The organism is Segatella sinensis (assembly GCF_040095255.1).
Classification (GTDB): Bacteria; Bacteroidota; Bacteroidia; order Bacteroidales; family Bacteroidaceae; genus Prevotella; species Prevotella sinensis.
Genome location: NZ_JBBNGE010000006.1, coordinates 69868 through 94632, shown reverse-complemented (window position 1 = coordinate 94632; position 24765 = coordinate 69868). Strand labels below are relative to the sequence as shown.

Sequence of the window (24765 nt, the reverse complement as noted above, 5' to 3'; positions counted from 1 at the left end):
AAAACAATCTTTTCACCTTAAGGAAAACTAATACCTATTGAAGATTTGGAGCGGTAGCCTGTGAAGGTCATCGCTTTTTTTTGTTTATACCCACTTTTTTGTTAACAACCCTACGTCTTATACCCGCTTTTTGTTAAAAGCCCTACTTCTTTGTTAATTCTTCCTAAAAGAAGAAGGTTTTTCATCTCTTTATTCTCTTATTTCATAGAAAATAAGTAATTTTGCACCCCGAATGCTCATAGATTGGGCAAATATAACAGAAAAAGTTAAGTTCGTTGGGGCTCGGTAAAGATCCGGCACGATGCAGGACGCCTCGCGGAAAAACCCGTTTATATAAATAATTAAATGTACGCAATCGTAGAAATTAACGGTCAGCAGTTCAAGGCTGAGGAGGGCAAGAAGCTCTTCGTACATCACATCAAGGATGTTGAGGCAGGTCAGACTGTTGAGTTCGACAAGGTTTTGCTCGTTGACAAGGACGGCGCAATCACTGTCGGTGCACCAGCTGTAGAGGGTGCAAAAGTAGTAGTAGAAGTAGTGAACCCACTCGTAAAGGGTGACAAGGTTATCGTCTTCAAGATGAAGCGCCGCAAGGACTATCGCAAGAAGAACGGTCACCGTGCACAGTTCACAGAGGTATCAATCAAATCTGTAATCGCTTAAAATTAGGAGGAATTAGAAAATGGCACATAAGAAAGGTGTTGGTAGTTCTAAGAACGGCCGTGAATCAGCTTCACAAAGATTAGGCGTTAAGATCTGGGGTGGTCAGAGCATCATCGCAGGTAACATCATCGTTCGCCAGCGTGGCAACAAGCACTTTCCAGGTGAGAACGTAGCTCAGGGTAAGGATGATACATTGTATGCTTTGGCAGATGGTATCGTTTACTTCCACAAGGGCCGCAAGGACAAGAGTACAGTTTCTGTTCTCTCTCCAGAGGTTTACGCTGAGAAGACTAAGAAAGCTGACGCTTAAATTTTAAAGTTTTAGAAAAAACTATTCCAAACAAACAACATAGAAGCCTGCTCATACCTAGAGCAGGCTTTCTTCGTTTAACCCCATAAAAACCACGAAAAAACTTTAATTCTACCCTTCTCTGCAAAAAAGTTGGCATTTTTTTGCGCTATCACAAATATTTTTTGTAATTTTGCCTTCAAATAGGAAAATTAATATAAAAAAGAAATTTTATGCTTACACTTAAACTCATCAGTGAAGAAACTGAACGTGTAGTTAAAGGTCTCGAAAAGAAGCATTTTCCAAATGCTCGTGAGGCAGTAGAGAAAGTTTTGGAGTACGACAAGATTCGTCGCGAAGCTCAGCAGAAGTTGGATAACAACAAGCAGCAGGCTAATCAGTTTGCCAAGCAGATTGGTGCCCTGATGAAGGAAGGCAAGAAAGAGGAAGCTGAGAGCGCTAAGGCTCAGGTAGCTATGCTCAAGGCTGATGCCAAGGCTCTGGAAGAAATCATGGAGAAGGCTCAGAATGATATGACCAACCAGTTGCTCGAAATCCCTAACATTCCTTGCGAGCAGGTTCCTGAAGGTAAGGATGCTGCAGACAATGTAGTTGTAAAGGAAGGCGGCGAAAAGCCTAACCTCGGCCAAGACGCTCTCTGCCACTGGGATCTCCTGAAGAAGTACAACCTCGTTGACTTCGACCTCGGTGTGAAGATCACAGGCGCTGGTTTCCCTGTATATATCGGCAAGATGGCTCGCTTCCAGCGTGCCCTCGAGGCATTCTTCCTCGACGAGGCCCGCAAGAGCGGATACCTGGAGATTCAGCCTCCTTACGTAGTTAACGAGGATTCTGGTCGTGGCACAGGTCAGTTGCCAGACAAGGAGGGTCAGATGTATCACGCTAATCTCGACAACCTCTTCCTCATCCCTACAGCCGAGGTTCCTGTAACCAACATCTTCCGCGACGTTATCCTCGATGAGAAGGATCTCCCTATCAAGCGCTGCGCTTACTCTGCCTGCTTCCGTCGTGAGGCTGGTAGCTATGGCAAGGACGTTCGTGGTTTGAACCGTCTGCACCAGTTCGACAAGGTAGAGATTGTACGCATCGACAAGCCAGGTCACTCATACGAGAGCCTGAACGAGATGCTCGACCACGTAGAGGGTCTCTTGAAGAAGCTGGAGTTGCCATACCACATCCTCCGTCTCTGCGGTGGTGATATGAGCTTCACATCTTCTATCTGCTACGACTTCGAGACATGGAGTGCAGCACAGGGTCGCTGGTTGGAGGTTTCATCAGTATCTAACTTCGAGAGCTACCAAGCTAACCGACTCCACTGCCGCTACCGCCATGCAGAGGACAAGAAGATTGAGCTTTGCCACACCCTTAACGGTTCTGCTCTCGCCTTGCCACGTATCGTAGCAACCATCCTGGAGAACAATCAGACTCCAGAGGGTATCCGCGTACCTAAGGTATTGGTTCCTTACTGCGGATTCGAGATGCTCGATGACAAGAACTTCGATTAATTCGATAAAATTTAAATAAAACATATTGTACGAGGATAACTTCGGCTACCCCATAAAGGCGGCCGCAGTTATTCTTTTGCATTTTATATACCATGAGCAAACATCAAGACAACTAATAAGAAATAGAAACACAGATAGTATTCAACATAAAAAGTTAATAGCCCATGAACAAGATTATCAAGAAAATACAATACTCAGAAAAGGTATTCCGTTTCGATGTGGAAGCTCCACTCATCGCCAAGAGCCGCAAGGCTGGCAACTTCGTCATCATCCGTGTAGATAACAACAGCGAGCGCATGCCGCTGACCATCGCCGATGCCGATATAGAGAAAGGCACCATCACGCTGGTGGTACAGAAGGTAGGACTTTCTTCTACCAAGCTTTGCGCTCTGAACGAGGGCGATGAGATTCACGACGCGGTGGGACCACTCGGAAACCCTACCCACATCGAGAACTTCGGTACCGTGATCTGTGCCGGTGGTGGCGTAGGTGTAGCTCCCATGCTCCCTATCATCAAGGCACTCAAGGCAGCAGGCAACCGTGTGCTCAGCGTGATTGCTGGTAGAAGCAAGGACCTCGTCATCATGGAAGATGAGGTGCGTGCATCCAGCGACGAACTCATCATCATGACCGATGATGGAAGCTACGGCGAAAAAGGCGTAGTAACCGTGGGCATCGAAAAGCTCATCAACCAGGAACATATAGATAAGGTGTTCGCCATCGGTCCTCCTATCATGATGAAGTTCTGCTGCCTCCTTACCCAGAAATACAATCTCTCTACTGATGTATCGCTCAATACCATCATGGTAGATGGTACCGGTATGTGCGGAGCCTGCCGTCTCACCATTGGCGGCAAGACCAAGTTTGTCTGCATCGATGGTCCGGAGTTTGATGGCGCCCAGGTAGATTGGGATGAGATGTTCAAGCGTATGGGCACTTTCAAGGATGTAGAGCGCGAGGAGATGGAGCACTTCGAGGAGCATCTGGCTACAGTGGATGCAGAGAAGAAGAAGGAGACTACAGACATTACGATGGATGTGGAGCCTACCGATGCACCAATAGAAGAACTGACAGACCGTAACGCAGAGTGGCGCAAGGAGTTACGTGCATCGATGAAAGCAAAGGAACGCACCGCTATCGAGCGCGTGAAGATGCCAGAGCTGGACCCAGTATATCGTGCAACTACCCGCACCGAGGAAGTAAACATCGGTTTGACCAAGGAGATGGCTTTGACAGAGGCAAAGCGCTGTCTCGACTGTCCGAAGCCTACCTGTATGGAGGGCTGCCCAGTGAGCATCAACATCCCATCCTTCATCAAGAACATCGAGCGTGGGCAGTTCCTTGCCGCAGCCAAGGTTCTGAAGAACACCTCTGCCCTCCCAGCCGTTTGTGGTCGTGTTTGTCCTCAAGAGAAACAGTGCGAGAGCAAGTGCGTACATCTCAAGATGAACGAGCCAGCCGTAGCCATCGGCTACCTGGAGCGCTTTGCAGCCGACTACGAGCGTCAGAGTGGCAACATCTCTGTGCCAGAATGCGATGAGGCAAACGGCATCAAGGTGGCGGTAGTGGGTTCAGGTCCTTCCGGCTTGAGCTTTGCCGGCGATATGGCGAAGAAGGGATTCGACGTCACCGTGTTCGAGGCTCTGCACGAGATTGGCGGTGTATTGAAATATGGTATTCCAGAGTTCCGATTGCCAAATGCCATCGTGGATGTAGAGATAGAGAATCTCCAGAAGATGGGTGTGAAGTTCATTACCGACTGCATCGTGGGCAAGACTATCTCCGTGAAGAATTTGGAAGAGCAGGGATTCAGGGGATTCTTCATTGGTTCGGGAGCAGGACTTCCTAACTTCATGAATATCCCTGGCGAGAATGCCTTGAACATCATGTCATCCAACGAGTATCTTACCCGTGTGAACCTGATGGATGCAGCCAACCCTCATACCGACACCCCTATCAACCTGGGTAAGAAGGTGGTTGTTGTAGGTGGTGGAAACACAGCGATGGACAGCTGCCGCACCGCTAAGCGTCTGGGAGCCGAGGTTACATTGGTTTATCGCCGTTCGGAGGCAGAGATGCCAGCCCGACTTGAAGAGGTGAAGCACGCCAAGGAAGAAGGCATCAACTTCATGACCTTACATAATCCAAAGGAATATGAGGCTGATGAAAAGGGCGCAGTAAAGGCAGTAGTCTTGGATGTGATGCAGCTCGGTGAGCCAGATGCCAGCGGCCGTCGCCGTCCGGAAGCTACAGGCGAGACCATCACTTTGGAGTGCGACCAGGTAATCGTAGCCGTTGGTGTAAGCCCTAATCCTCTCGTTCCTCAGAGCATCGAGGGATTGGAACTCGGCAGAAAGAATACGATTGCCGTAAATGACCAGATGCAGAGCTCTATTGAGGAAATCTATGCTGGCGGCGACATCGTAAGAGGTGGCGCTACCGTGATCCTCGCTATGGGAGATGGTAGAAAGGCTGCGCTCAACATGAGTGAGAAGCTTTTGAAGAAATAGATTTAAAAAAAACAGAACTTTCGCATGTGCGAAAGTTCTGTTTTTTTATACTATAGATTGAATCTCAAACCGAACTGGAGATTGAAATTCAACTTCTTATCCTTGAAGGTATTTTCCACATGGCTTCCGTTATCGAAATAATATTTAGCACCCGGTTCGATATACAGACCCACCTTTGGTGTGATGTCATACTGCGCACCCAGCGAAGCCTTTCCAGAGAACTGCACTCTGTCTCGCTTGGCATTCTCTTTCTTTACTCCTTCTTCTTCGGTATCATTCTTCACATTGTAATCAGCCTCAGCACCAGCCATCACATAAGCATGGAAGCCTCCACTCTGCCAGAATTCATAATTCAATCCCACCGGAATACCCACATAATGAAGCACCTGATGAACATTGTAGCTACTACTTGGTGCGTATGGATAAAAATCAGAAGAAGTGCGAGTATATACCAAACCCGTGCTCAAAGACAGACGAGGTGCAATGCCAAAGGCTACCTGCAAACCTACGGAAACTGGAGCATGATGCTTGGCATTCCCCTGTTGGCTTCTTTGAATCGCCTTATAGGATGCCAAGAGATATTCTTCTCCATATATGCCTCCAGCCGTTGGATCAGGGATGACTCCAGGCATCGGTTCTGCCATCGTTCCATAGCTAAAATCATTATAGCCTCCAGACGCATCTGAATTAACCCCTCCCAGACTTGGCGTCAGGTTTTCGGCATAGAGTTGCATCGACCAGCCAGAAACCTCTTCATTTTTTTCAAAATGATAAGATTGAGAAGCATACGCTTCCGCATGATGATCGGTAGAGCGGGTTAAGGCCTTATGATCGGATTTCTCTGCAAGCAAAGAGATTTCATTCTCAGATTCTTTTTTAAGGACATCACTCGCCTTCTTTTGAGATGCAGCGGATTGCAAATCCGCTGAAACAACGGAGGATGGAACTGGTTGGGATGCAGCGGATTGCAAATCCGCTGAAACAACGTGGGATGGAACTGGTTGGGATGCAGCGGATTGCAAATCCGCTGAAACAGCGTGGGATGGAGCTGGTTGGGATGCAGCGGATTGCAAATCCGCTGAAACAACGTGGGATGGAACTGGTTGGGATGCAGCGGATTGCAAATCCGCTGAAACAACGTGGGATGGAGCGGGTTGAGATGCAGCGGATTGCAAATCCGCTGAAACAACGTGAGATGGAGCTGGCTGGGATACAGCCAATTGCAAATTCCCCTTTTCTACATCCTCCTGATGCAGATAAACATAGCTTCCACCTATTCCCAATAATGCCACAGCAGCTGCTGCCGCAGACCATCGCTTGAAATAGACAATCCTGGCATTCTTTTTAGCCTCTGTACCAACGTGTAAATCTGTAGATTCTGAGCTTTCTGAAGCTATCGTCTGTGGATTCGACGAAACAGATTCTATATTATTCTGAGCAAGCGATTGTTCAATGCCTGCCCACAAGTCGTGGCTGACAGGCTCCTGATAGCCTGCCAACTGCTCTTGAAGTTTGCTTGTCCAATCTTGATTACTCATATTCTTTCTCGTTTATATTATTTAGATATTCATTTATTTTCTTTGCCAGAAACTTCTTGGCTCTTAGATATTGCGAAGCAGAGGTACTCTCCTTGATGCCCAGCAGATCAGCAATCTCCTTATGGCTTCTTTGCTCAAACACAAACATGTTCAGAACCAGTCGATAGCCCTCGGGCAATTCACCTATCATCTTCGTCAATACGGCAGGCGGCACCCTTTCTACCTCCGGTTCGTCGTCACTCACATCTTCCGGAACTTCATCCACGAAAGTGATGCGACTCTGCCTTCTGGTAAAGCTGATAGCCTCATTTGCCACAATCCGGAGAAACCACGCCTTCAGCGAACCTTCTCCCCTGTACTCGAAGTTGGCAATACCAGAGAAAAGTTTCACAAAACTATCCTGCACCACATCCTCCGCATCATCACGTAAAGGGACATACCTCAGCGCTACCGCCATGGCATATCCTACGTAGCGGTCGTAGAGCCGGTGCATCGCCGCCCGACTGCCGCCTTTGATGTCGTGCAAAAGTAGTTTTTCAGATTCCAATTTTCTCTATCATTTATATATTAAACGAATATCAACACAAAACCTTGCACCAAAAACCAAAATTTTTTGATGCAAGGTTGTTTTTATACCGAGATGACCATTCCCTCATTGGTGAGATAGCTTTCCTCGAAAACCTCTTTGGCTTCTTTCAGCAGAACCGTCTCATCATTATATCTCGCACTATAATGTCCCAGAAGCAACTTGCCTACCCCGGCAGCCTTTGCCACCATCGCAGCCTGCTTCGCCGTACTATGGTTGTAGATCTTAGCCCGGTCTTCCTGCTCCGAAGTATAAGTACTTTCATGATAAAGCACGGTAACCCCCTTCACCTTTTCCCAGAGATTCGGAATATATCGGGTATCACTCATATAGGCATAACTGCGAGGCGGGTCGGCAGGTGTCACCAGACGGGCATTCGGAATCACCTCGTCCTCTTCGTTGGTCCAGTCAGCCCCATTCTTGATGTTGTTGATCTGACTGATTGGGATGCCGTAGTAATCTATCATATCCCTCTTGATATGAGGCAGCGTAGGCTTCTCTCTGAAGATATAGCCGCAGCATGGCAGACGATGTTTCAGAGGCACCGTCTCCACAGACAGAGAATGATCTTCGTAGATAATCTGCTGTTTCTCCGTATCTACCGGAATCATCTCCATCTCATACTCCATCGTCTGCATAAAAAATTCAATCTGTTGTTTAAACAGAGTAGCATAATCCTTTGGAGCATAGACTCTTAACTTAGATGTTCGTCCGAGCATTCCCAGTGTAGAAAGCAAGCCCATCAATCCGAAGCAATGGTCGCCATGCATGTGGGTGATGAAGATGGCATTGAGCTTGGAGAAATGGATATGGGAACGACGGAACTGCATCTGTGCACCCTCGCCACAATCTATCATATAGCACTTTCCCCGCATCTCTATGAGCTGCGAGGAAGCATTGTGTTTCAGAGTTGGCAGCGCACTGCCACACCCCAGTATATGTATCTTAAATGGTTCCAACTTAATCTAAAATTTAGAATGACAATTTACTCCTGGCGCTTGAAGACATAGATTCCCTGGGTATTCTCCAGCATCAAGCTGTCAGAGCCCAGTTTATCGATGGCAAAGGTATCCTTGTTGAGCAGGAGCTTTCCATTCAGGATTTTCCATGAAGTCCAAGGATTGGTCTCAGCCTTCACATTGTTTTTTACCTCTCCACCTTCCAGCAAGTCGAAGTTCTTGTCGAGTGAAGTCCACTTGCCCAAGAGTGAAGTAAGATTGATGATTTTCTGTGCCATCATCTCTCCATCCTGTGCCTTGTAACCGATAAGAGCGATGCGGTCGCCTGCCAGCAAACCACCCAGCACGATGTCTGGCTGCTCATCATCGATGAAGACAGAGAGCGTATCTCCCTCATCAGAAATCAGCTCCAGATTGTGCATGGATGTTCCCTCACCACAAACACCGTAGATGGTTGAATCATCGGCAACTTCCTCCAGATCAAGGGAATCTGTAGGAGTGATTACCTGTGCGGTTTTCTTATCCTTGCAGCTATTGGCAGCAAAGAGTACCACCAAAGCCATCATCATATAAACTAATCTTTTCATAATCCTTATAGTTTTTGTTGTTATAAAAACGTTCTATTTATCTTGTTTATCATGAAGCTCCTCCTATTGAAGCTTACGATTCCTTCTGAAGTCTTTCCTGTTTCTTGGCTTCATCCCACAGTTTATCCATTTCTTCCAAACTCATGTCTTTCAGATTCTTACCCTGCTTGAGCGAATGATCTTCTACATAGTTGAAACGGCGGATAAACTTCTGGTTTGTCTTCTCCAGCGCATTGTCCGGATTGAGCTTGTAGAGACGGGCTGCATTGATTACGGAGAAGAGGAAATCGCCGAGTTCCTGGGTAGAGTTTTCCTTATCTCCCTTGGCAAGTTCTGCCTTGAGTTCTTCCAGTTCTTCGTGTACCTTGTCCCATACATCCTCCTTCTCCTTCCAGTCGAAGCCCACGTTTCGTGCCTTGTCCTGAATGCGATAGGCCTTGATAAGGGATGGCAGGGAATTTGGCACACCGCTCAGAACGCGCTCGTTGCCATCTTTCTCCTGCTGCTTGATCTGCTCCCAGGTTTTCTCAACCGAGGCTGCATTCTTGGGTTTGCTGGCTCCAAGAGCCAGGGTTTCTTCAGAATTGGCAGTTTCTGCCTTCCGAGTTTCTTCCGTATTGGCAGCCTTTGCCTTCCCGTTTTCTGCTTCATCAGTTTCTTTATATACCACCTGTCCCTCATCATTGATATACATATCAGGATTCGCCACAGTCCAGTTACCTTCTTCCTTCCAGTTGATGAAAGGATGGCGGAACATCAGCTTATCAGCTTCCTGATTGCAGACATCGCAGATATCGAACTCGCCGTCTTCTCTGCCGATGATGCTATAGAACATCACGTGCTCCAGCACATCGCCCAGCTCCTTCTTGATATCCTTGTAATCGCGCTTCATCAAGGCATCACAAAGCTCGAAAGTCTCCTCTATGGTATTCGGACGAAGACTCTCGAATGTCTGCTTCTTATCCCATGGACACTGCAGGCGCAAACGGTCCTGCACATCCAGCAAGCGGCTGAACGCCGCTAACTTTTCTTCTTTCGTATGCATTGTTTAAATATATTATATTCAAGTGTTTAATATTCTACATTCAAGTTCACAAATAAGCCCCACGCACAGAACTAACGAGGTACGCCCCATACGCCATGCATCAACGAGGGTTGCCCCCATACGCCCTGAAAGGGCAGAAGCTCCTAGCCCAGGGCATCGCCCTGGGGATTTATGGACGCAAGCCTATCGCCCTGTAAGGGCAAAAGCTTTCAAGTACCAGCCAACATACAAAGCTTTTAACATACAAAGCTTTTGCCCTTACAGGGCGCCTTGTTGACTGCCAATATACCCAGGGCGATGCCCTGGGCTAGGAGCTTCTGCCCTTTCAGGGCGTGTGGAGCCAGCTTGCCATCTTTATTTCTGCCCTTTCAGGGCGTACTTAAACCACTTGCGAAAGGTCAGTTCCATAATTTTAAAGATTCTTCTTCCACTTCTTTCCCGCTTTCGTATTAAGGAAAATGGCGAAAGACACAGCAGCCACACACACCATCACATTGAAGAGAAACCAAGCTCCCATAATATCCCAATTCATATTTACTAACCATCGTTTTGTGCAAAAATTAATAATTTTGATGCAAAGATAGTATTTTTCGCCCAAAAATTAGTATCTTTGCACCGTTTTTTAAGGAAAAAGAAAGAAAAAGAATAAAAATTAGATAGAAACAATGGAATTAGCAAGTAAGTACGATCCACAAGCAGTGGAAAGTAAATGGTATCAGTACTGGCTCGACAACAAGCTTTTCAGCTCTAAGCCAGATGGTCGTGAACCTTATACAGTGGTGATCCCTCCACCAAACGTAACGGGTGTGCTCCACATGGGACACATGCTCAACAATACTATCCAGGATATTCTCGTTCGCCGTGCTCGCATGGAGGGCAAGAACGCTTGTTGGGTACCTGGAACCGACCACGCCAGTATCGCTACCGAGGCTAAGGTGGTTAACCGCCTCGCTCAGCAGGGTATCAAGAAGACTGACCTTACCCGCGAGGAGTTCCTCAAGCATGCTTGGGACTGGACTCACGAGCACGGCGGCATCATCCTTAAGCAGCTCCGCAAGCTCGGTGCCAGCTGCGATTGGGACCGCACAGCCTTCACCATGGACGAGACCCGCTCCCGTGCCGTTATCCACGTATTCTGCGACCTCTACCAGAAGGGACTCATCTATCGTGGCGTGCGCATGGTTAACTGGGACCCTAAGGCCCAGACTGCGCTCTCTGACGAGGAGGTTATCTACAAGGATGAGCACTCTAAGCTCTACCATCTGAAGTATTATGTAGTTGAGCAGGACTGCCAGCAGGTGGACGAGGAGAACGTGATTCACAAGGATGAGAAGGGATATTATGCAGTAGTAGCAACCACCCGTCCTGAGACCATCATGGGCGACTCTGCCATGTGTATCAACCCAGAGGATAAGAAGAATACCTGGTTGAAGGGTAAGCACGTGATCGTGCCTCTCGTAAACCGCGAGATTCCTGTCATAGAGGATACATACGTAGATATCGAGTTCGGTACCGGTTGCTTGAAGGTAACTCCAGCTCACGATATCAACGACCACGCACTCGGTTTGAAGCACGGTTTGGAAACCATCGATATCTTCAACGACAACGGTACCATCAGCGAGGCAGCAGGTCTCTATGTTGGCATGGACCGCATGGACGTGCGCAAGCAGATTTCCATCGACCTTCAGAACGCCGGTCTGATGGAGAAGATTGAGGACTATAATAATAAGGTGGGCTTCTCTGAGCGCACCAATGTGCCTATCGAGCCAAAGCTCTCTACACAGTGGTTCCTCAAGATGCAGCACTTTGCCGACATCGCCCTCCCTCCAGTAATGGACGATGATATTGAGTTCTATCCTAAGAAGTACAAGAACACCTATCGCCACTGGTTGGAGAACATCAAGGACTGGTGTATCAGCCGTCAGCTCTGGTGGGGTCACCGCATCCCAGCTTACTACTTCGACAATGCCGGCAAGAAGGATTTCGTGGTAGCAGAGACTGCAGAGGAGGCGCTGAAGCTTGCCCAGGAGAAGAACGCCTGCATCAAGGCTGAGGATCTTGAGCAGGAGAGCGACTGCCTCGACACTTGGTTCTCTTCATGGTTGTGGCCTATCTCTCTGTTTGATGGCATCGAGAATCCTGACAACGAGGAGATCAACTACTACTACCCTACTTCCGACCTCGTAACTGGTCCGGATATCATCTTCTTCTGGGTAGCACGTATGATCATGGCTGGCTACGAGTATCGTGGCAAGATGCCATTCAAGCACGTATATTTCACAGGTATCGTTCGCGATAAGCTCGGCCGCAAGATGAGCAAGAGTCTCGGTAACTCACCAGACCCATTGGATTTGATCGATAAGTTTGGTGCCGACGGCGTTCGTATGGGTATGATGCTCAGTGCTCCAGCCGGCAACGACATCCTCTTCGACGAGAGCCTCTGCGAGCAGGGACGTAACTTCAACAATAAGATCTGGAATGCCTTCCGCCTCGTCAAGGGTTGGGAGACTGCAGATATCGAGCAGCCTAAGAGTGCAGAAATCGCCGTGAAGTGGTTTGATGCCAAGCTCAAGGAGGTGAACGAAGAGATGCAGAAGCAGTTCAAGGACTACCGTATCTCTGAGGCATTGATGACAGTATATAAGCTGTTCTGGGATGAGTTCTCATCTTGGTACCTGGAGATGGTGAAGCCAGCTTACGGCCAGCCTATCGACCAGAAGAGCTACGACGCTACCCTCCGTTTCTTCGATGCCCTCCTGAAGATGTTGCATCCATTCATGCCATTCATCACCGAGGAGTTGTGGCAGCACATCTACGACCGCAAGGATGGCGAGAGCATCATGCGCGAGAAGCTGGAGATTCCTGCACCTACAGCTGAGGAGCAGAAGTTGGCAGCCGACATTGAGGCAGTGAAGCAGATCATCGCCGGTGTTCGTACCGTTCGCAACCAGAAGAACATTGCCCAGAAGGAGCAGTTGTCTCTCCAGGTAGTAGGCAAGAACGATTTCGAGGCTTACAACGACGTAACGCTGAAGATGGCCAACCTCGACAAGATTGAGGTCATCGACGAGAAGAGTGCCGATGCATCCAGCTTCATGGTAGGCACCGACGAGTTTGCCGTACCATTGGGCGACCTCATCGACGTGGCAGCCGAGATTGAGAAGGCAGAGGCTCAGCTCAAGCACCTGGAGGGCTTCCTGATGGGTGTACGCAAGAAGCTCAGCAATGAGAACTTCGTAGCTCACGCTCCTGAGAAGGTAGTTGCCCTGGAGCGCAAGAAGGAGAGCGACTCTGTAGAGAAGATTGCTGCCCTCAAGGCAACCATCGAGGAACTGAAGAAGAAGTAACAGTATTATATTTAATGTTGAATGTTGAGTGTAGAATGTTGAATTAGGCAAGCTGGAATGTTGAGTGTAGAATGTTGAATTAGGCAAGCTGATTAGTTAGCAAGATTACAACTCAACATTCAACATTCAACATTTTTAATTATGATCAAGAAGCTTTTCACCTTATTTATATGTATGTTTTCGTTCGCCATGACTTTCACCAGTTGTAGCGACGAGGCTTTTGATGTGGATAGCGTCAACAAGCAGACCATCCTGATATATTATCCATGGACAGGCAGTACCACCAGTTCGGGTTTGAAGGAATTCCTTTCAAACAACATCGACAGCATCTGCCAGGGTATCGTAGCCAAGAAAGGACTTAGTGACTCACGTGTGATGGTATTTTTCAGCGAGAAATACAACAAGAGCACACTCTACGATCTGCAGTACGATGCCGTCAGCAGGAAGGTGAACCGTGTGCCCGTGAAGACCTACGAGGACAACAGCTATTGCACGGCAGAGGGATTCGCCAACCTTCTCAATGAGGTGAAGCAAAATGCCGAGGCACTCAACTATGCCCTCATCATCGGAGTACATGGATGCGGATGGACCTATGCAGAAGATTGGGTGAATTATCCGAACTATGCCCGTCCTGGCTTCGGAAGCACAGCCACAGCCGGCAAGCCATCCAGTGCATTCAGCGGCATCCAGTTTGGTAGCGACCCAAACCTTCCAGTCACCCGCTTCTTCGGAAGTGTAGATTCCAAGAGTTATGCCATGGACATCCCAACCCTGGCAGAAGGAATCAGACAGAGCGGAATGAAGATGCAATACATCCTCTTCGATGCCTGCTATATGGGAAATGTGGAGACAGCCTACGAGCTGAAGGATGTCACCAACTATCTCATCAGTTCGAGCAGCGAGGTGATGGGTATGGGCATTCCATACCGAAGCATCTGGAGCATGCTCAATTCCGCAACACCCAACTATTCCGGCATCGTGAACGGTATTGTCAACTTCTACAAATCCAGCGAAGTACCTTATTGCAACATGGCAGCCATCGACTGTCGCGAGATGGATAACCTGGCTAGCGTAATGAAGGAAATCAACAGCAAATATACGCTCGATTCCTCCATTCCTCTAGAAACAATCCAACCTCTCGACGGCTTCACTCCCAACCTGTTTTATGACATGTCGGTATATGTTGATAGCCTCAAGCCAAGCGGTTACCTGAAAGACCAGTTTGCCGCCCAGATGCAGAAAACCATCAAGGAGGCAGCGCATACCGATGAGGCATTAACCATGCTGAAGGATTCCTATAGAGGAACCACCTTCCAGGTGAAGAGCTATTGCGGCCTTTCCATCTCCGACCCGAGCCAGCACAGTGTAGCCCTCAAGGGAAGAGAGAAGACTGGATGGTGGAAGGCAACCCACTAATAAAGTTGAATGTTAACATTTAAAAATTAAAAGGACAAAGATGGAATTTTTTATAATCGATCGCAATGGACAGCAGGCAGGTCCTTTCAGTTTCGACCAACTTGTACAGAAGGGCATCAGTCCCGAAACACTGGTATGGAAGCAGGGTATGGCAGATTGGACTCCTGCCTGGAAGGTAGAGGATCTGAGAGCTGTATTGGAAGCAGTAGAAGCCAACCAGAGCAACCAGAATACCCAAAAGCAGGAAGCCAACCAGCAGCAGGCTCATCAGCAGGATTATCAGAAAGCCCAGCAGGAAGCCTATCAGCAGGGATTCCAGCAGGGAGCAGCGATGCATTCGAATTTCCAGCAGCAGCCTAAGAAGAAGACGAGCCATTTCGCCATGAAGATGGTGATAGGTCTCATCATTTTCATCCTTGCCATATTTGCCATAACCAATCCGAGCGCAGATGCTCATAAGGAGAAGGTTCGCACGGAGGCAAGCAAGGCAGTAGAAAAGGCGGTAGGACCTACCGACAACAATTTCTTCTCGCAGGCGCTCCGCTCTGTAGCCAAGATGATGGCTGGCAGCATGATGGACGAAGCGATGAACCAGCTTTTCGAATACCACAACTATATTGTTTGCTCTACGGGTTCCGTAGAGTTCAACGGCAAGCCGCATACCGTGAGTTTCGGTATTTTAGGCAACGTCTATACGATGAATGCCGACGATATGGTGAAAGCGCTGGAATCAGCCGATAATCTCCATATCGAGGAGTCAGAATCAAATGTATCCTCTGATACTCCTAATATGGATGGATCAGATTCAGAAGCCAATGCCAATGAGGACCAGGCTGATAGCGATGAAGGCAACTTCAGCACAAGAATGCAGAAGAAACTGGAAGAGAAAGCCAATCAGGCTTTCGATAAGGCGGCGGATAAAGTGAGCAAGAAGGTAGAAGAGAAAATCAACCAGAAGCTCGAAGAGACCACCGATTCTTCCAGCATCGAAAAGATAATCGATAAGATCCTGGAGTTATTTTAACGGCATATAATTTGTCTGGATTTCATAGCACAACAGCTGATTGGCATCTGCACAACAGCTGATGGACAACCGCACAACAGCTGATATGCAAGCGCACAACAGCTGTTGGCGGTTTTAGATATAGACAATCCCAACGACAGAGATTATATCTTCCAACAACTATCCTTATTAACTTCGAAGACTTTTCATATTACTTACGACAAATCATATTACTTACCATAGCTAACCATATTACTTACGATAGCTGACCATATTACTTACGATAACCATCAATACTAGTTATCATCATTCCCCATATTTACCATCGGGTACAAAAAAGGCTGCGTTATCCGGTGGTAACGCAGCCTTTTTCATATTTCATTCTTATCCCTTTAAAACTTTAAAAACTAACGGGATAGGATATTTGATCTTTACCAAAGCTCCAGACGCTCATTCTTAGGAATGAACATCTTGTCGCCCTGCTTTACACCGAATGCCTCATACCAGGCATCAATGTGAGGAAGAGCACCATCTACACGCCACTTGCCAAGTGCATGAGGATCGTTCTTCACACGGTTGCGAATCTCCTTCTCGGTGATGTTCTGACCCCATACACCTGCGTAAGCAAGGAAGAAGCGCTGATCAGCAGTAAAGCCATCCTTGTTCTTCAAAGGCTTCTTGGCTGTCGCATTCTTGAATGCATTGAAAGATACCATCAAACCACCGTGGTCGGCAAGGTTCTCACCCAATGTAAAGCGACCGTTGGCATTCAGATCAGGCAATACCTTGATGTTGCTGAAGAAATCAGCATACATATCGGCACGCTTGTTGAAGCCCTCTGCATCAGCAGCGGTCCACCAATCCTTCAGGTTACCGCTGGCGTCATACTGGCGACCCTGATCGTCGAAACCGTGAGTCATCTCATGACCAATCACTACACCGATAGCACCATAGTTGAATGCCTCGTCAGCCTTGGCATCAAAGAATGGATACTGAAGGATACCTGCTGGGAAGCAGATCTCATTGGTGGTAGGATTATAGTAAGCATTCACAGTCTGAGGCGTCATATACCACTCGTCTCTGTTGACTGGCTTACCAGCCTTCTCTGCAATCTCCTTATTGTTGCGGAACTGACGGCAAGCCATCACGTTCTCATAGAAACTCTTGGATGGATCGATGGTAAGTTTGCTATAGTCAGTCCACTGGTTAGGATAACCGATCTTGACATAGAACTTATCGAGCTTATTGTGGGCAGCAGCCTTGGTCTCTGCACTCATCCACTCCTGAGCATCAATACGCTGACCGAGACTCACCTGGAGATTCTTGACCAAAGTCTCCATCATCTTCTTGGATGACTCTGGGAAGAACTTCTTGCAGTAGATTCTGCCGAGTGCCTCACCCATCTGAGCATCTACCTGAGAAGTAGCACGCTTCCACAATGGATGGTCTTCCTTTCTGCCACTCATGGTCTTGCCGAAGAAATCGAAGTTTGCTTCACGGATCTCATCGGTGAGATAAGCAGAAGAACTGCCGATGACACTCCACTCCATCAATGCCTTCAAGGTCTCAGCATCCTCTGCAGCAGTAATCTTGTCGTAACCAGCCATGAATGCAGGCTGACCCACAATCATCTCCTGGATATATTCGCTCTTGATACCCTCGCCGTTAGCCAATGCCTCAAGAGGAATATTTGGATAATTCTCCTTAAACTGCTTCAGGCTCATCTTGTTGTAGTTAGCCTGTGGGTCACGGAGTTCGGTACGGCTCTTGGAGATAGTAGCAAGACTGGTCTCGTGGAGGAATACCTTCTGTGCCTTCTTGGCTGCATCGGCTGCAGAGAAGCCATAGAGCTGGAACATCTTTGCCACGTAGGTCTTGAAAGCCTCACGGATAGCTACGGTAGCAGCATCGTTGTTGAGGTAGTAATCCTTGGAACCGAGAGTCAAGCCACCCTGCATCACATTGTAGATGTTCATGGTAACGTTCTTCTCGTCAGCACCGAAACCGGTACCGAAACCTACGCCCAAGCCCTGCATGGCATACTTCACCTGCAGTTTCTGGAGCTCAGCCTTGTTCTTGGCAGCTGCAATCTCGTCGAGGAGAGGCTTTACAGGAGCAATGCCCTCCTTGTTGCGGCGGTCGATATCGAGCGCCAACTTGTAGAAGTCGGAAAGCTTCTGCTCGATGGTTCCAGCCTTGTAGGTCTTCTTCTTGAGCTCATCAAGGATAGAGTTGATACGCTTGTTGTTGTTCTCAGCCAACTGATCGAAACTACCATAACGGCTGTAGGCAGCAGGCAGCGGATTGTTCTTCTGCCAGCCACCGGTAGCAAACTGATAGAAATCATCAGCAGGCTTTGCTGTCTTGTCAAGATTGCTCAAGACAAGTCCCGACTTGTTCTGGGCATCAGCAGCCAAAGGCATGGCTGCGAGCATCATCATCGGAAGGATGTACTTCATTTTCATTTTCTCGTTGTTTATTATTGTTTTAACTATGAATTCTTGATTTCCTCCAGTTCTTCGGAGAGCATCATCCAGTTCTCGTTTTCCTCATCCAGGCTCTTCATCAGCTCGGTATATTCGGTAACGAGTTCCATATTCGTAGCATTCTCAGGCTTCATCAGGAGGGCATCAATCTCAGCCTTGCGGGTTTCGAGCTTTTCAATCTTCGTCTCGCATTCCTTCACCGCCTTCTCAGCCTTGCGAATCTTCTTCTGCTGCTCCTTGTGCTCGGCATAGCTGAGCTTGCCGGAGGATGCCTCGGAAGAATCTGCAGATGATGATGAAGAAGAAGATGGAGATCCGGCAGATGACATATTCTGACTTACGCCCTGACTGGCCAGCGCCTGACTGATGCTCTCGGCATTGTGGGCACGGAGATAATCGTAGATACCGCCCAGATGCTCACGTACCTTTCCACCGGCAAACTCATATACCTTATCTACCAGTCCGTCGAGGAACTCACGGTCGTGGCTCACGATGATAGCGGTGCCGTCAAATGCCTTGATGGCTTCCTTCAACACATCCTTCGACTGCATGTCGAGATGGTTGGTAGGCTCATCGAGAATCAGGAGATTCACCGGTTCGAGCAGGAGCTTGATCATCGCCAGACGACTGCGCTCTCCTCCACTCAACACCTTGACATACTTCTCGGAAGTTTCGCCACCAAACATAAAGGCACCCAGCAGATCGTTCACCTTGAGACGCATCTCGCCGGTAGCCACATTGTCGATGGTCTGGAAGATGGTAAGGTTCTCATCTAGCAGCTGTGCCTGGTTCTGTGCGAAATAACCAATCTGCACGTTATGACCTATCTTGAGATTGCCCGTAAAAGGAATCTCGCCCATGATACACTTCACCAGAGTAGATTTACCCTCGCCGTTCTTACCTACGAATGCCACTTTCTCGCCACGCTTGATGGTAAGGGTCACATGGTCGAAGACGGTATGATCGCCATAATCCTTTCTCACCTCATCGCAGATGACAGGATAATCGCCGCTGCGGAGACAAGGAGGGAACTTGAGATGCATCTGCTTGGTATCCACCTCGTCCACCTCGATAGGAACGATTTTCTCCAACTGCTTGATGCGGCTCTGTACCTGTACAGCTTTGGTAGGCTTATAGCGGAAACGCTCGATGAAATCCTTGATATCGGCTATTTCCTTCTGCTGGTTTTCGTAAGCGCGGAGCTGCTGCTCGCGGCGCTCGGCACGAAGAACCACATACTCATCGTATTTCACCTTGTAATCCTCTACCCTTCCGCAGGTAATCTCCAGGGTGCGGTTGGTTACATTATTGATAAAGGCACGGTCGTGACTTACCAGCACCACCGCCTTGGCACTCTGAGCCAGGAACTGCTCCAGCCACTGGATACTCTCGATATCAAGATGGTTGGTAGGCTCATCGAGGAGGAGTACATCCGGCTTCTGGAGCAGAATCTTTGCCAACTCGATACGCATACGCCATCCACCGGAGAACTCCCGGGTAGGACGGTCGAAATCTTCACGGGTGAAACCCAGACCGCTCAGCGTGCGCTCTATTTCCGCCTCGTAGTTTTCACCGCCCATCATCATGTAGCGCTCGTGCTCCTGGGTGAACTTCTCCACCAGCTGGGCATAGCTCTCGCTCTCGTAGTCAGTGCGGTCGGCCATTTCCTGCTGCATCTTGTCGAGGCGCGCCTTCATCTCGGTATTGTGGGCGAAAGCCTTGCGGGTTTCCTGCTTCACGGTGGTATCATCCTGCAGTTTCATCACCTGAGGCAGGTAGCCGATAGAGGTTTCATTAGGGATAGCCACCACACCGGAGGTTGGCTTCTGCAAGCCACAGAGAATCTTCAGCATCGTAGATTTGCCGGCACCGTTCTTACCTACCAGGGCAATGCGGTCGCGGTCGTTGATTACGAAGCTTACATCATTGAAAAGTGGCTTTACGCCAAACTCTACTTTCAGTCCTTCTACTGAAATCATACTATTTTACTTTGAATTTTGAACTTTGAACTTTATGATTAGCAGTTCTGTTATTGCTCGACTTCTTCTCCTTACGGAATGAGCAGGGAGGAATCTCCATAGCTCAGGAAGCGGAAATCATGAGAGAGGGCATAATCATATACCTTCTTCCAATCACCATGCAGGAAGGCACTCACCAGGAGAAGCAGGGTGCTCTGAGGCTGATGGAAATTGGTTACCAGCATCTTCACTATCTTATAGGTATAACCTGGAGCGATGATGATCTGTGTGCTGGAATGCAAGGCTTCCAAGCCGTTGCGGTCGAGATAATCGACGATTGCCTGGATAGCCTGCACCGGACTGATGCCATCCACCAGATTGCCATCTGCCGACAGCTCGTATGGATCCCACTGTTTTACATGCAGGTCCTCTTCACTTGCCTCAGGATGCTTGATAAGATGCACACCCATATAGTAGAGACTCTCGATGGTGCGCACGCTGGTGGTTCCCACGGCGATGACCTGGCACTCGTGCTTGATGAGCTTCTCCAGACTGCGACGATGAACCACGATATATTCGGTATGCATCTGATGACCTTCTATCTCAAGACTCTTCACCGGCTTGAAAGTTCCCGCTCCTACATGAAGGGTTACCTCTTCACGGTCGATGCCATGCGCATCCAGGTCCTGGAGCACCGCATCGGTGAAATGCAGACCGGCTGTTGGGGCAGCCACACTACCCTTGATCTTGGAATATACAGTCTGATAAGTGGTCTTGTCACTTTCTTCTGTCTTGCGGTTCAGATAAGGAGGGATAGGCAACTCTCCCACTACCTCGAGAATCTCGGCAAAGGAAACATGCTCGTTGTCCCAGTCGAAATCCACCCAATAGTTGGTGCCACCACCCTTGGCTACCATCTCTGAAGCCTCTACACTGAGGGCATCTCCACGGCGCATGGTAGCAGAGAGAGTAAGCTGATGCCCCTTGATCTCGAAGTCTCGCTTCAGGCTTCCCTCTTTCCATTTCTTCAGGTTACCAATCATACAGAGCCATGAGCAGTGACCCGATGTCTGGAACATCAGCTCATAGTCGGTAGGTGCAGCAGGTTCCATCAGGAACACCTCGATGAGTGCTCCCGTCTCCTTGCGGAAATGCATGCGCGCCTGGATTACCTTGGTATTATTGAATACCATCATGGCACCCTTTGGCAGATAGTCGGGAAGATGGAAGAACACATCGTCGCTTACCTCGCCATGCTTATAGACCAGCAGTTTACTGTGGTCGCGCTGTGAGATAGGAAACTTGGCGATGCGCTCATCAGGCAAATCGTAATTATAATCACTTATCTTAATATGTTTTGTATCCATTATTTACTTTGAACTTTGAGCTTTGAACTTTGAACTTTATGATTTGCCTTTTTTCAGAAAAGGCTATTATACTACTATTATAATCCCGTCATCAGAACGACGGCACGCAGGATGACATATACGAGGGTGAGCATCAGAACGGTCATAATCATATCGATGTCATCGCAATCATATCCCGTACTGGTATATTGATTCGAAACATACTTGATTTCCGGTGACATACGCCGGTACATACGATGGAAGAAAAGATATACCAGCGTACCAACCACCATGCCCAGCAGCATGCCGCATACGATGTCCAGCGGATAATGAACGCCCAGATAGAGGCGGGTCCAGCAGTTCACCAGCGACCATGCTACCAGGGTGAAGGTGAGCAGCCTGCTCCTTACAAGCAGCGAGAAGAACACGGCTATCGCCATGGTATTGGCTGCATGCGCCGAACAGAAACTGTAGTCCTTCAGACGAAGATTATCCACTACCTGTACGGAATATTTTACCAGCGGATCGTTGGAAGGTCGCCATCTGGCCGCCAGCGGTTTGATGATTCCCTCGGCAATGCCATCTGCAAAAAGGATGCACAGGAATGCGCAGCCTACAATAAGACCAATCTGCCCGACTGTCTCATTATTGCGCATCACGATGATAAAGAGTACAAGATAGAGCGGTATCCAAGTGAAACCCGAAGTAAGTGCCATCACCAACTGGTCGAGAATCACATTGTTACTGCCGTTGAACCACTGCAGTATCTGAAAGTCAATATCTTGTATCGAACTAAAATCCATTTACTTATTGTTTTATATTTAATGTTGAATGTAGAATGATATCAGTGTCTGACGCTCCATCCACTTCATTCTCCTAGATTTCCTCGAGATGCTTGGTCTCGATCCATCCTTCTCTTCCATCGCCTACGCGGATGCCACGCCAGTCGGTCATACCCTTGTCGATGATATCTACACGGGTACCCTCGTGGAGTACAAACTGATCGGTACTGGTCTTGGCAGGCGTCTTCTTGATGTTCACGGAAGGTGAGATGATGATGGCACCCTTGCGGTTGTCGAGCGCCTGCTTCTGCTGATAGGCAAAGAGATTGCTCAGCAGGAAGACGAGGAAGAAGCCGATACCGCCAAAGAAGCCGATCTTGCGCATCAGGATGTGCGGACCGAAGAGATAGAGCAGCACGAGCAGCAGCGCCATGATGATGGAGATGATACCAGTCTTCGCCCAGTTATCTACACTCGTAAAGTTGACCAGCGCCTTATACCAGGTAACAAAGAACATTTCGCTTACCGGAGTAATCTTGTCGATGGTCTTGCTGCGTGCAAACTGGAGATTGAAGTTGATGTCCTCATCTCCAGGCGAGAGCAGGCGGGCACGTTCATAGTTGAGCACCGCCTTGGTGATATTGTCTGTACGATAGTAGGCATTGCCGAGATTGTAGTAAATCTCGGCAGAGGCACCATTCTTGAGCAGCTCTTCGTAGTCGCGGATAGCCTGCTGGTAGTTGCCCTTCTGGTATTCCGTATCGGCATTATTCTTGGTGATTGCCGATACAGGAGAAGCGCCGAAGCCCAGCATCGCCAGGAGCAGCCATACGAAGGAATATCCGGCAGGATGCTTCTTGGCGTTCTTGCGAGCCGCATTGATTGCATTTTCTATTTCCATAATCGCTGTCATTGCTGATTCGAAGGTACGGTTCATATTGCCGGCAGGATCGCCTGGAGCATAACGCTCGAACTCGCACTCATCGAGAGCGGAAGTAAACTTCTGTATTGTAACATCGTCCACATCGTGGGCGAAGAGTTTCTCACGGATATTCTCACGAGAGAGCTGCTCTACCGGCATGTTCAGCTTGTAGCTCATATATCCCCAAAGGGCACGCATCACCTCATCGTAGAACTCACCCTGCTTGCCCTGCAGCATCAGCTTGTTGGCCATGCGCAGACGCTTGGTGGCTATCTTGCCCGCCTTGTTGGAGCGCTTCTTCACGATGTCGGCATTCTCGATGGCTCTGCGGTGGAATACCACCAGCAGCACGAAGAAGGCGATGAGCGGAATGAGCAGACTGGTCCAGTAGCCGAAGCTTCCGAAGAACATATCATCTGCCTGATGCTGTGAGGTCTTGCCCAACATGATGGTATGGATATCCTTGTCCTTGCTGGTATAGTCAGCCGACTCGGACGTTGATCCATCTCCCTTCTCCACGTTCAGAGTGAAAGGTTGGGTCTTGATGGTCTTATACGCATTCTTGCTGGTATCATAATAGGTGAACTCCACGGCTGGAATGGTATAGCTGCCCTGATTGCGAGGAACAGCCAGGAAATCGTAGATCATATTACCCTCCACTCCATTGGCGGTGAGTCGGGTCTTATCTGTTACCTTGGCATCATACTTGTCGAAATCCTTCGGGAAATTCACTACTGGCTGCTTAAGCAACTTGAGGTTTCCGATACCTCCCACAATCACACGGAGCGTGATCGGTTCGCCGGCCTTGATTTCCTTCTTGTCAAGACAAGCAGAGATATTGAACTTACCTACTCCACCCGAGAAGTTGGCAGGGCGCTGAGGCAACGGATCTACCTGCAGGGTGATACCCGGAGCCTTGATGTCCTTCTTTACCTCTACATATCCGGATCCGCCATTGAAGAAGGCCTCCATAGGATCGACATTGCGGTTCTGCTGTACCACGATGCCCTTGAAGGTGATAGAAGGTATCTCCAGCTTACCGGTCATCTGAGGATACATCACATACTGGCTCCAGGTGACACACTTGTAAGGACGGCCGTTCACCATTTCGGTATGAAAGGTCTTCTGCTGTGGCAGAGGTACTTCCTGGTTGTGGAATCCCTTCAGGTCTGGCATCTTGCCTTCCAGCTGGGTGAGTTCCACCTGTGTATATACCTTGTAGGTAAGCAGGATAGGTTCCTGCTCGTGTACTCTCTTCTTGTTGGCAGACACCTTGATGAAGAGGTCGCTGCCTGAGATGGCAGAGCCTGCGGTACGCATACGAGGTTGGTCGTAGCTATTCTGTCCGTGCATGCTAGGAGCGCCGTTGGTATGCTGGGCGTGACCCGACACCGTAATCTTCACAGCGCGAGAAGCCAGGCTCCTACCCCCCACGATAGCGTGGGAAGCACCTATGTTGAAGGTACCATTCTTTGCCGCATAAAGGGTGTAGGTGATGGTTACAGATGAAGAGGACGAGGTATGTCCGTTGATCATCTGATAACTGGATTGCGAGGATGTGTAAGGGCCTGCGATGACTTCGAGTCCATCCTGCACTGCACCCATTCTGAATTCCTCTACATCACGGGTGTTGATGGTATAGGCGACACGGAAGTTTTCTCCAGCCGCTACGTGCGATGGAGCCGACACGGAGATATGCTGGGCCACCGCATGCACCTGGTAGCCTAGCAAGCATATCAGCAATATCATATACCAACCTATTCTTTTCATATCGTATCTTAAATAATAGCTAAATATTATAT

General features: G+C 48.6%; 17 protein-coding genes. 7 read left to right on the top strand and 10 right to left on the bottom strand.

All coding sequences use genetic code 11. The features are described from left to right. Positions 1 to 345 precede the first annotated feature (345 nt). From rplU to AAAT87_RS03025, 4 genes are all read left to right on the top strand, one after another. A complete protein-coding gene (rplU, locus tag AAAT87_RS03040) occupies positions 346 to 663 on the top strand; it encodes a 50S ribosomal protein L21 (RefSeq protein WP_089543391.1) in 318 nt (105 codons plus the stop codon). A gap of 19 nt (positions 664 to 682) precedes the next feature. Continuing rightward, entirely contained in the window at positions 683 to 973 is a 291-nt protein-coding gene (gene rpmA / locus AAAT87_RS03035) for a 50S ribosomal protein L27 (RefSeq protein ID WP_006848684.1), read from the top strand. A gap of 212 nt (positions 974 to 1185) precedes the next feature. Continuing rightward, on the top strand, positions 1186 to 2478 hold the full coding sequence (serS, locus tag AAAT87_RS03030; protein ID WP_349225582.1) for a serine--tRNA ligase: 1293 nt from the start codon (positions 1186 to 1188) through the stop codon (positions 2476 to 2478). Positions 2479 to 2642: 164 nt separating this feature from the next. Further along, on the top strand, positions 2643 to 4988 hold the full coding sequence (locus tag AAAT87_RS03025) for a bifunctional dihydroorotate dehydrogenase B NAD binding subunit/NADPH-dependent glutamate synthase (RefSeq protein WP_349225581.1): 2346 nt from the start codon (positions 2643 to 2645) through the stop codon (positions 4986 to 4988). Between the two features lie 50 nt (positions 4989 to 5038). On the opposite strand, the gene AAAT87_RS03020 is transcribed toward AAAT87_RS03025, so the two are convergent. The 5 genes from AAAT87_RS03020 to mazG all read right to left on the bottom strand — a co-directional run bounded on the left by AAAT87_RS03020 (position 5039) and on the right by mazG (position 9703). Next, a complete protein-coding gene (locus tag AAAT87_RS03020; RefSeq protein WP_349225580.1) occupies positions 5039 to 6526 on the bottom strand; it encodes an outer membrane beta-barrel protein in 1488 nt (495 codons plus the stop codon). Next, the gene (locus tag AAAT87_RS03015) at positions 6519 to 7073 is read right to left on the bottom strand and encodes an RNA polymerase sigma factor (protein ID WP_089543394.1); all 555 of its coding nucleotides are present in this window, start codon (positions 7071 to 7073) and stop codon (positions 6519 to 6521) included. The genes AAAT87_RS03020 and AAAT87_RS03015 overlap by 8 nt, the downstream gene beginning before the upstream one ends. A gap of 83 nt (positions 7074 to 7156) precedes the next feature. Further along, positions 7157 to 8071, bottom strand: coding sequence for a ribonuclease Z (locus AAAT87_RS03010; RefSeq protein WP_349225579.1), 915 nt, complete (start codon positions 8069 to 8071; stop codon positions 7157 to 7159). A gap of 26 nt (positions 8072 to 8097) precedes the next feature. Then, complete coding sequence (locus tag AAAT87_RS03005) at positions 8098 to 8658, bottom strand: lipocalin-like domain-containing protein (RefSeq protein ID WP_089543396.1); 561 nt, start codon at positions 8656 to 8658, stop codon at positions 8098 to 8100. Between the two features lie 73 nt (positions 8659 to 8731). Further along, positions 8732 to 9703 carry a nucleoside triphosphate pyrophosphohydrolase gene (gene mazG / locus AAAT87_RS03000; RefSeq protein WP_349225578.1) on the bottom strand — a complete coding sequence of 324 codons (972 nt, stop codon included), beginning with the start codon at positions 9701 to 9703 and terminating at the stop codon, positions 8732 to 8734. 665 nt (positions 9704 to 10368) lie between these two features. Here mazG and AAAT87_RS02995 point away from each other — a divergent pair. From AAAT87_RS02995 to AAAT87_RS02985, 3 genes are all read left to right on the top strand, one after another. Further along, positions 10369 to 13050, top strand: coding sequence for a valine--tRNA ligase (locus tag AAAT87_RS02995; RefSeq protein WP_349225577.1), 2682 nt, complete (start codon positions 10369 to 10371; stop codon positions 13048 to 13050). A gap of 141 nt (positions 13051 to 13191) precedes the next feature. Then, a complete protein-coding gene (locus tag AAAT87_RS02990; protein ID WP_349225576.1) occupies positions 13192 to 14466 on the top strand; it encodes a clostripain-related cysteine peptidase in 1275 nt (424 codons plus the stop codon). Positions 14467 to 14506: 40 nt separating this feature from the next. Then, positions 14507 to 15490 (top strand): GYF domain-containing protein, encoded by a 984-nt coding sequence (locus tag AAAT87_RS02985; RefSeq protein ID WP_349225575.1) that lies wholly within the window; start codon positions 14507 to 14509, stop codon positions 15488 to 15490. A gap of 410 nt (positions 15491 to 15900) precedes the next feature. Here the strand turns inward: AAAT87_RS02985 and AAAT87_RS02980 are convergent, their stop codons facing one another. The 5 genes from AAAT87_RS02980 to AAAT87_RS02960 form a co-directional block, all read right to left on the bottom strand. Next, positions 15901 to 17934, bottom strand: a complete 2034-nt coding sequence (locus AAAT87_RS02980) for a M13 family metallopeptidase (RefSeq protein ID WP_349225574.1) — start codon at positions 17932 to 17934, stop codon at positions 15901 to 15903. Between the two features lie 26 nt (positions 17935 to 17960). Beyond that, positions 17961 to 19934, bottom strand: coding sequence for an ABC-F family ATP-binding cassette domain-containing protein (locus tag AAAT87_RS02975; RefSeq protein WP_349225573.1), 1974 nt, complete (start codon positions 19932 to 19934; stop codon positions 17961 to 17963). A gap of 71 nt (positions 19935 to 20005) precedes the next feature. Further along, positions 20006 to 21280 (bottom strand): S-adenosylmethionine:tRNA ribosyltransferase-isomerase, encoded by a 1275-nt coding sequence (locus tag AAAT87_RS02970; RefSeq protein ID WP_294967616.1) that lies wholly within the window; start codon positions 21278 to 21280, stop codon positions 20006 to 20008. 77 nt (positions 21281 to 21357) lie between these two features. Then, a complete protein-coding gene (locus tag AAAT87_RS02965) occupies positions 21358 to 22062 on the bottom strand; it encodes a phosphatase PAP2 family protein (RefSeq protein WP_349225572.1) in 705 nt (234 codons plus the stop codon). Positions 22063 to 22135: 73 nt separating this feature from the next. Continuing rightward, entirely contained in the window at positions 22136 to 24733 is a 2598-nt protein-coding gene (locus AAAT87_RS02960; RefSeq protein WP_349225571.1) for a BatD family protein, read from the bottom strand. Positions 24734 to 24765 lie beyond the last annotated feature (32 nt).

Coding starts and splice junctions, on each gene's coding strand:
- rplU (WP_089543391.1), top strand. CDS start 346: ATGTACGCAATCGTAGAAATTAACGGTCAGCAGTTCAAGGCTGAGGAG.
- rpmA (WP_006848684.1), top strand. CDS start 683: ATGGCACATAAGAAAGGTGTTGGTAGTTCTAAGAACGGCCGTGAATCA.
- serS (WP_349225582.1), top strand. CDS start 1,186: ATGCTTACACTTAAACTCATCAGTGAAGAAACTGAACGTGTAGTTAAA.
- AAAT87_RS03025 (WP_349225581.1), top strand. CDS start 2,643: ATGAACAAGATTATCAAGAAAATACAATACTCAGAAAAGGTATTCCGT.
- AAAT87_RS03020 (WP_349225580.1), bottom strand. CDS start 6,526: ATGAGTAATCAAGATTGGACAAGCAAACTTCAAGAGCAGTTGGCAGGC.
- AAAT87_RS03005 (WP_089543396.1), bottom strand. CDS start 8,658: ATGAAAAGATTAGTTTATATGATGATGGCTTTGGTGGTACTCTTTGCT.
- mazG (WP_349225578.1), bottom strand. CDS start 9,703: ATGCATACGAAAGAAGAAAAGTTAGCGGCGTTCAGCCGCTTGCTGGAT.
- AAAT87_RS02995 (WP_349225577.1), top strand. CDS start 10,369: ATGGAATTAGCAAGTAAGTACGATCCACAAGCAGTGGAAAGTAAATGG.
- AAAT87_RS02990 (WP_349225576.1), top strand. CDS start 13,192: ATGATCAAGAAGCTTTTCACCTTATTTATATGTATGTTTTCGTTCGCC.
- AAAT87_RS02985 (WP_349225575.1), top strand. CDS start 14,507: ATGGAATTTTTTATAATCGATCGCAATGGACAGCAGGCAGGTCCTTTC.
- AAAT87_RS02980 (WP_349225574.1), bottom strand. CDS start 17,934: ATGAAAATGAAGTACATCCTTCCGATGATGATGCTCGCAGCCATGCCT.
- AAAT87_RS02975 (WP_349225573.1), bottom strand. CDS start 19,934: ATGATTTCAGTAGAAGGACTGAAAGTAGAGTTTGGCGTAAAGCCACTT.
- AAAT87_RS02970 (WP_294967616.1), bottom strand. CDS start 21,280: ATGGATACAAAACATATTAAGATAAGTGATTATAATTACGATTTGCCT.
- AAAT87_RS02965 (WP_349225572.1), bottom strand. CDS start 22,062: ATGGATTTTAGTTCGATACAAGATATTGACTTTCAGATACTGCAGTGG.
- AAAT87_RS02960 (WP_349225571.1), bottom strand. CDS start 24,733: ATGAAAAGAATAGGTTGGTATATGATATTGCTGATATGCTTGCTAGGC.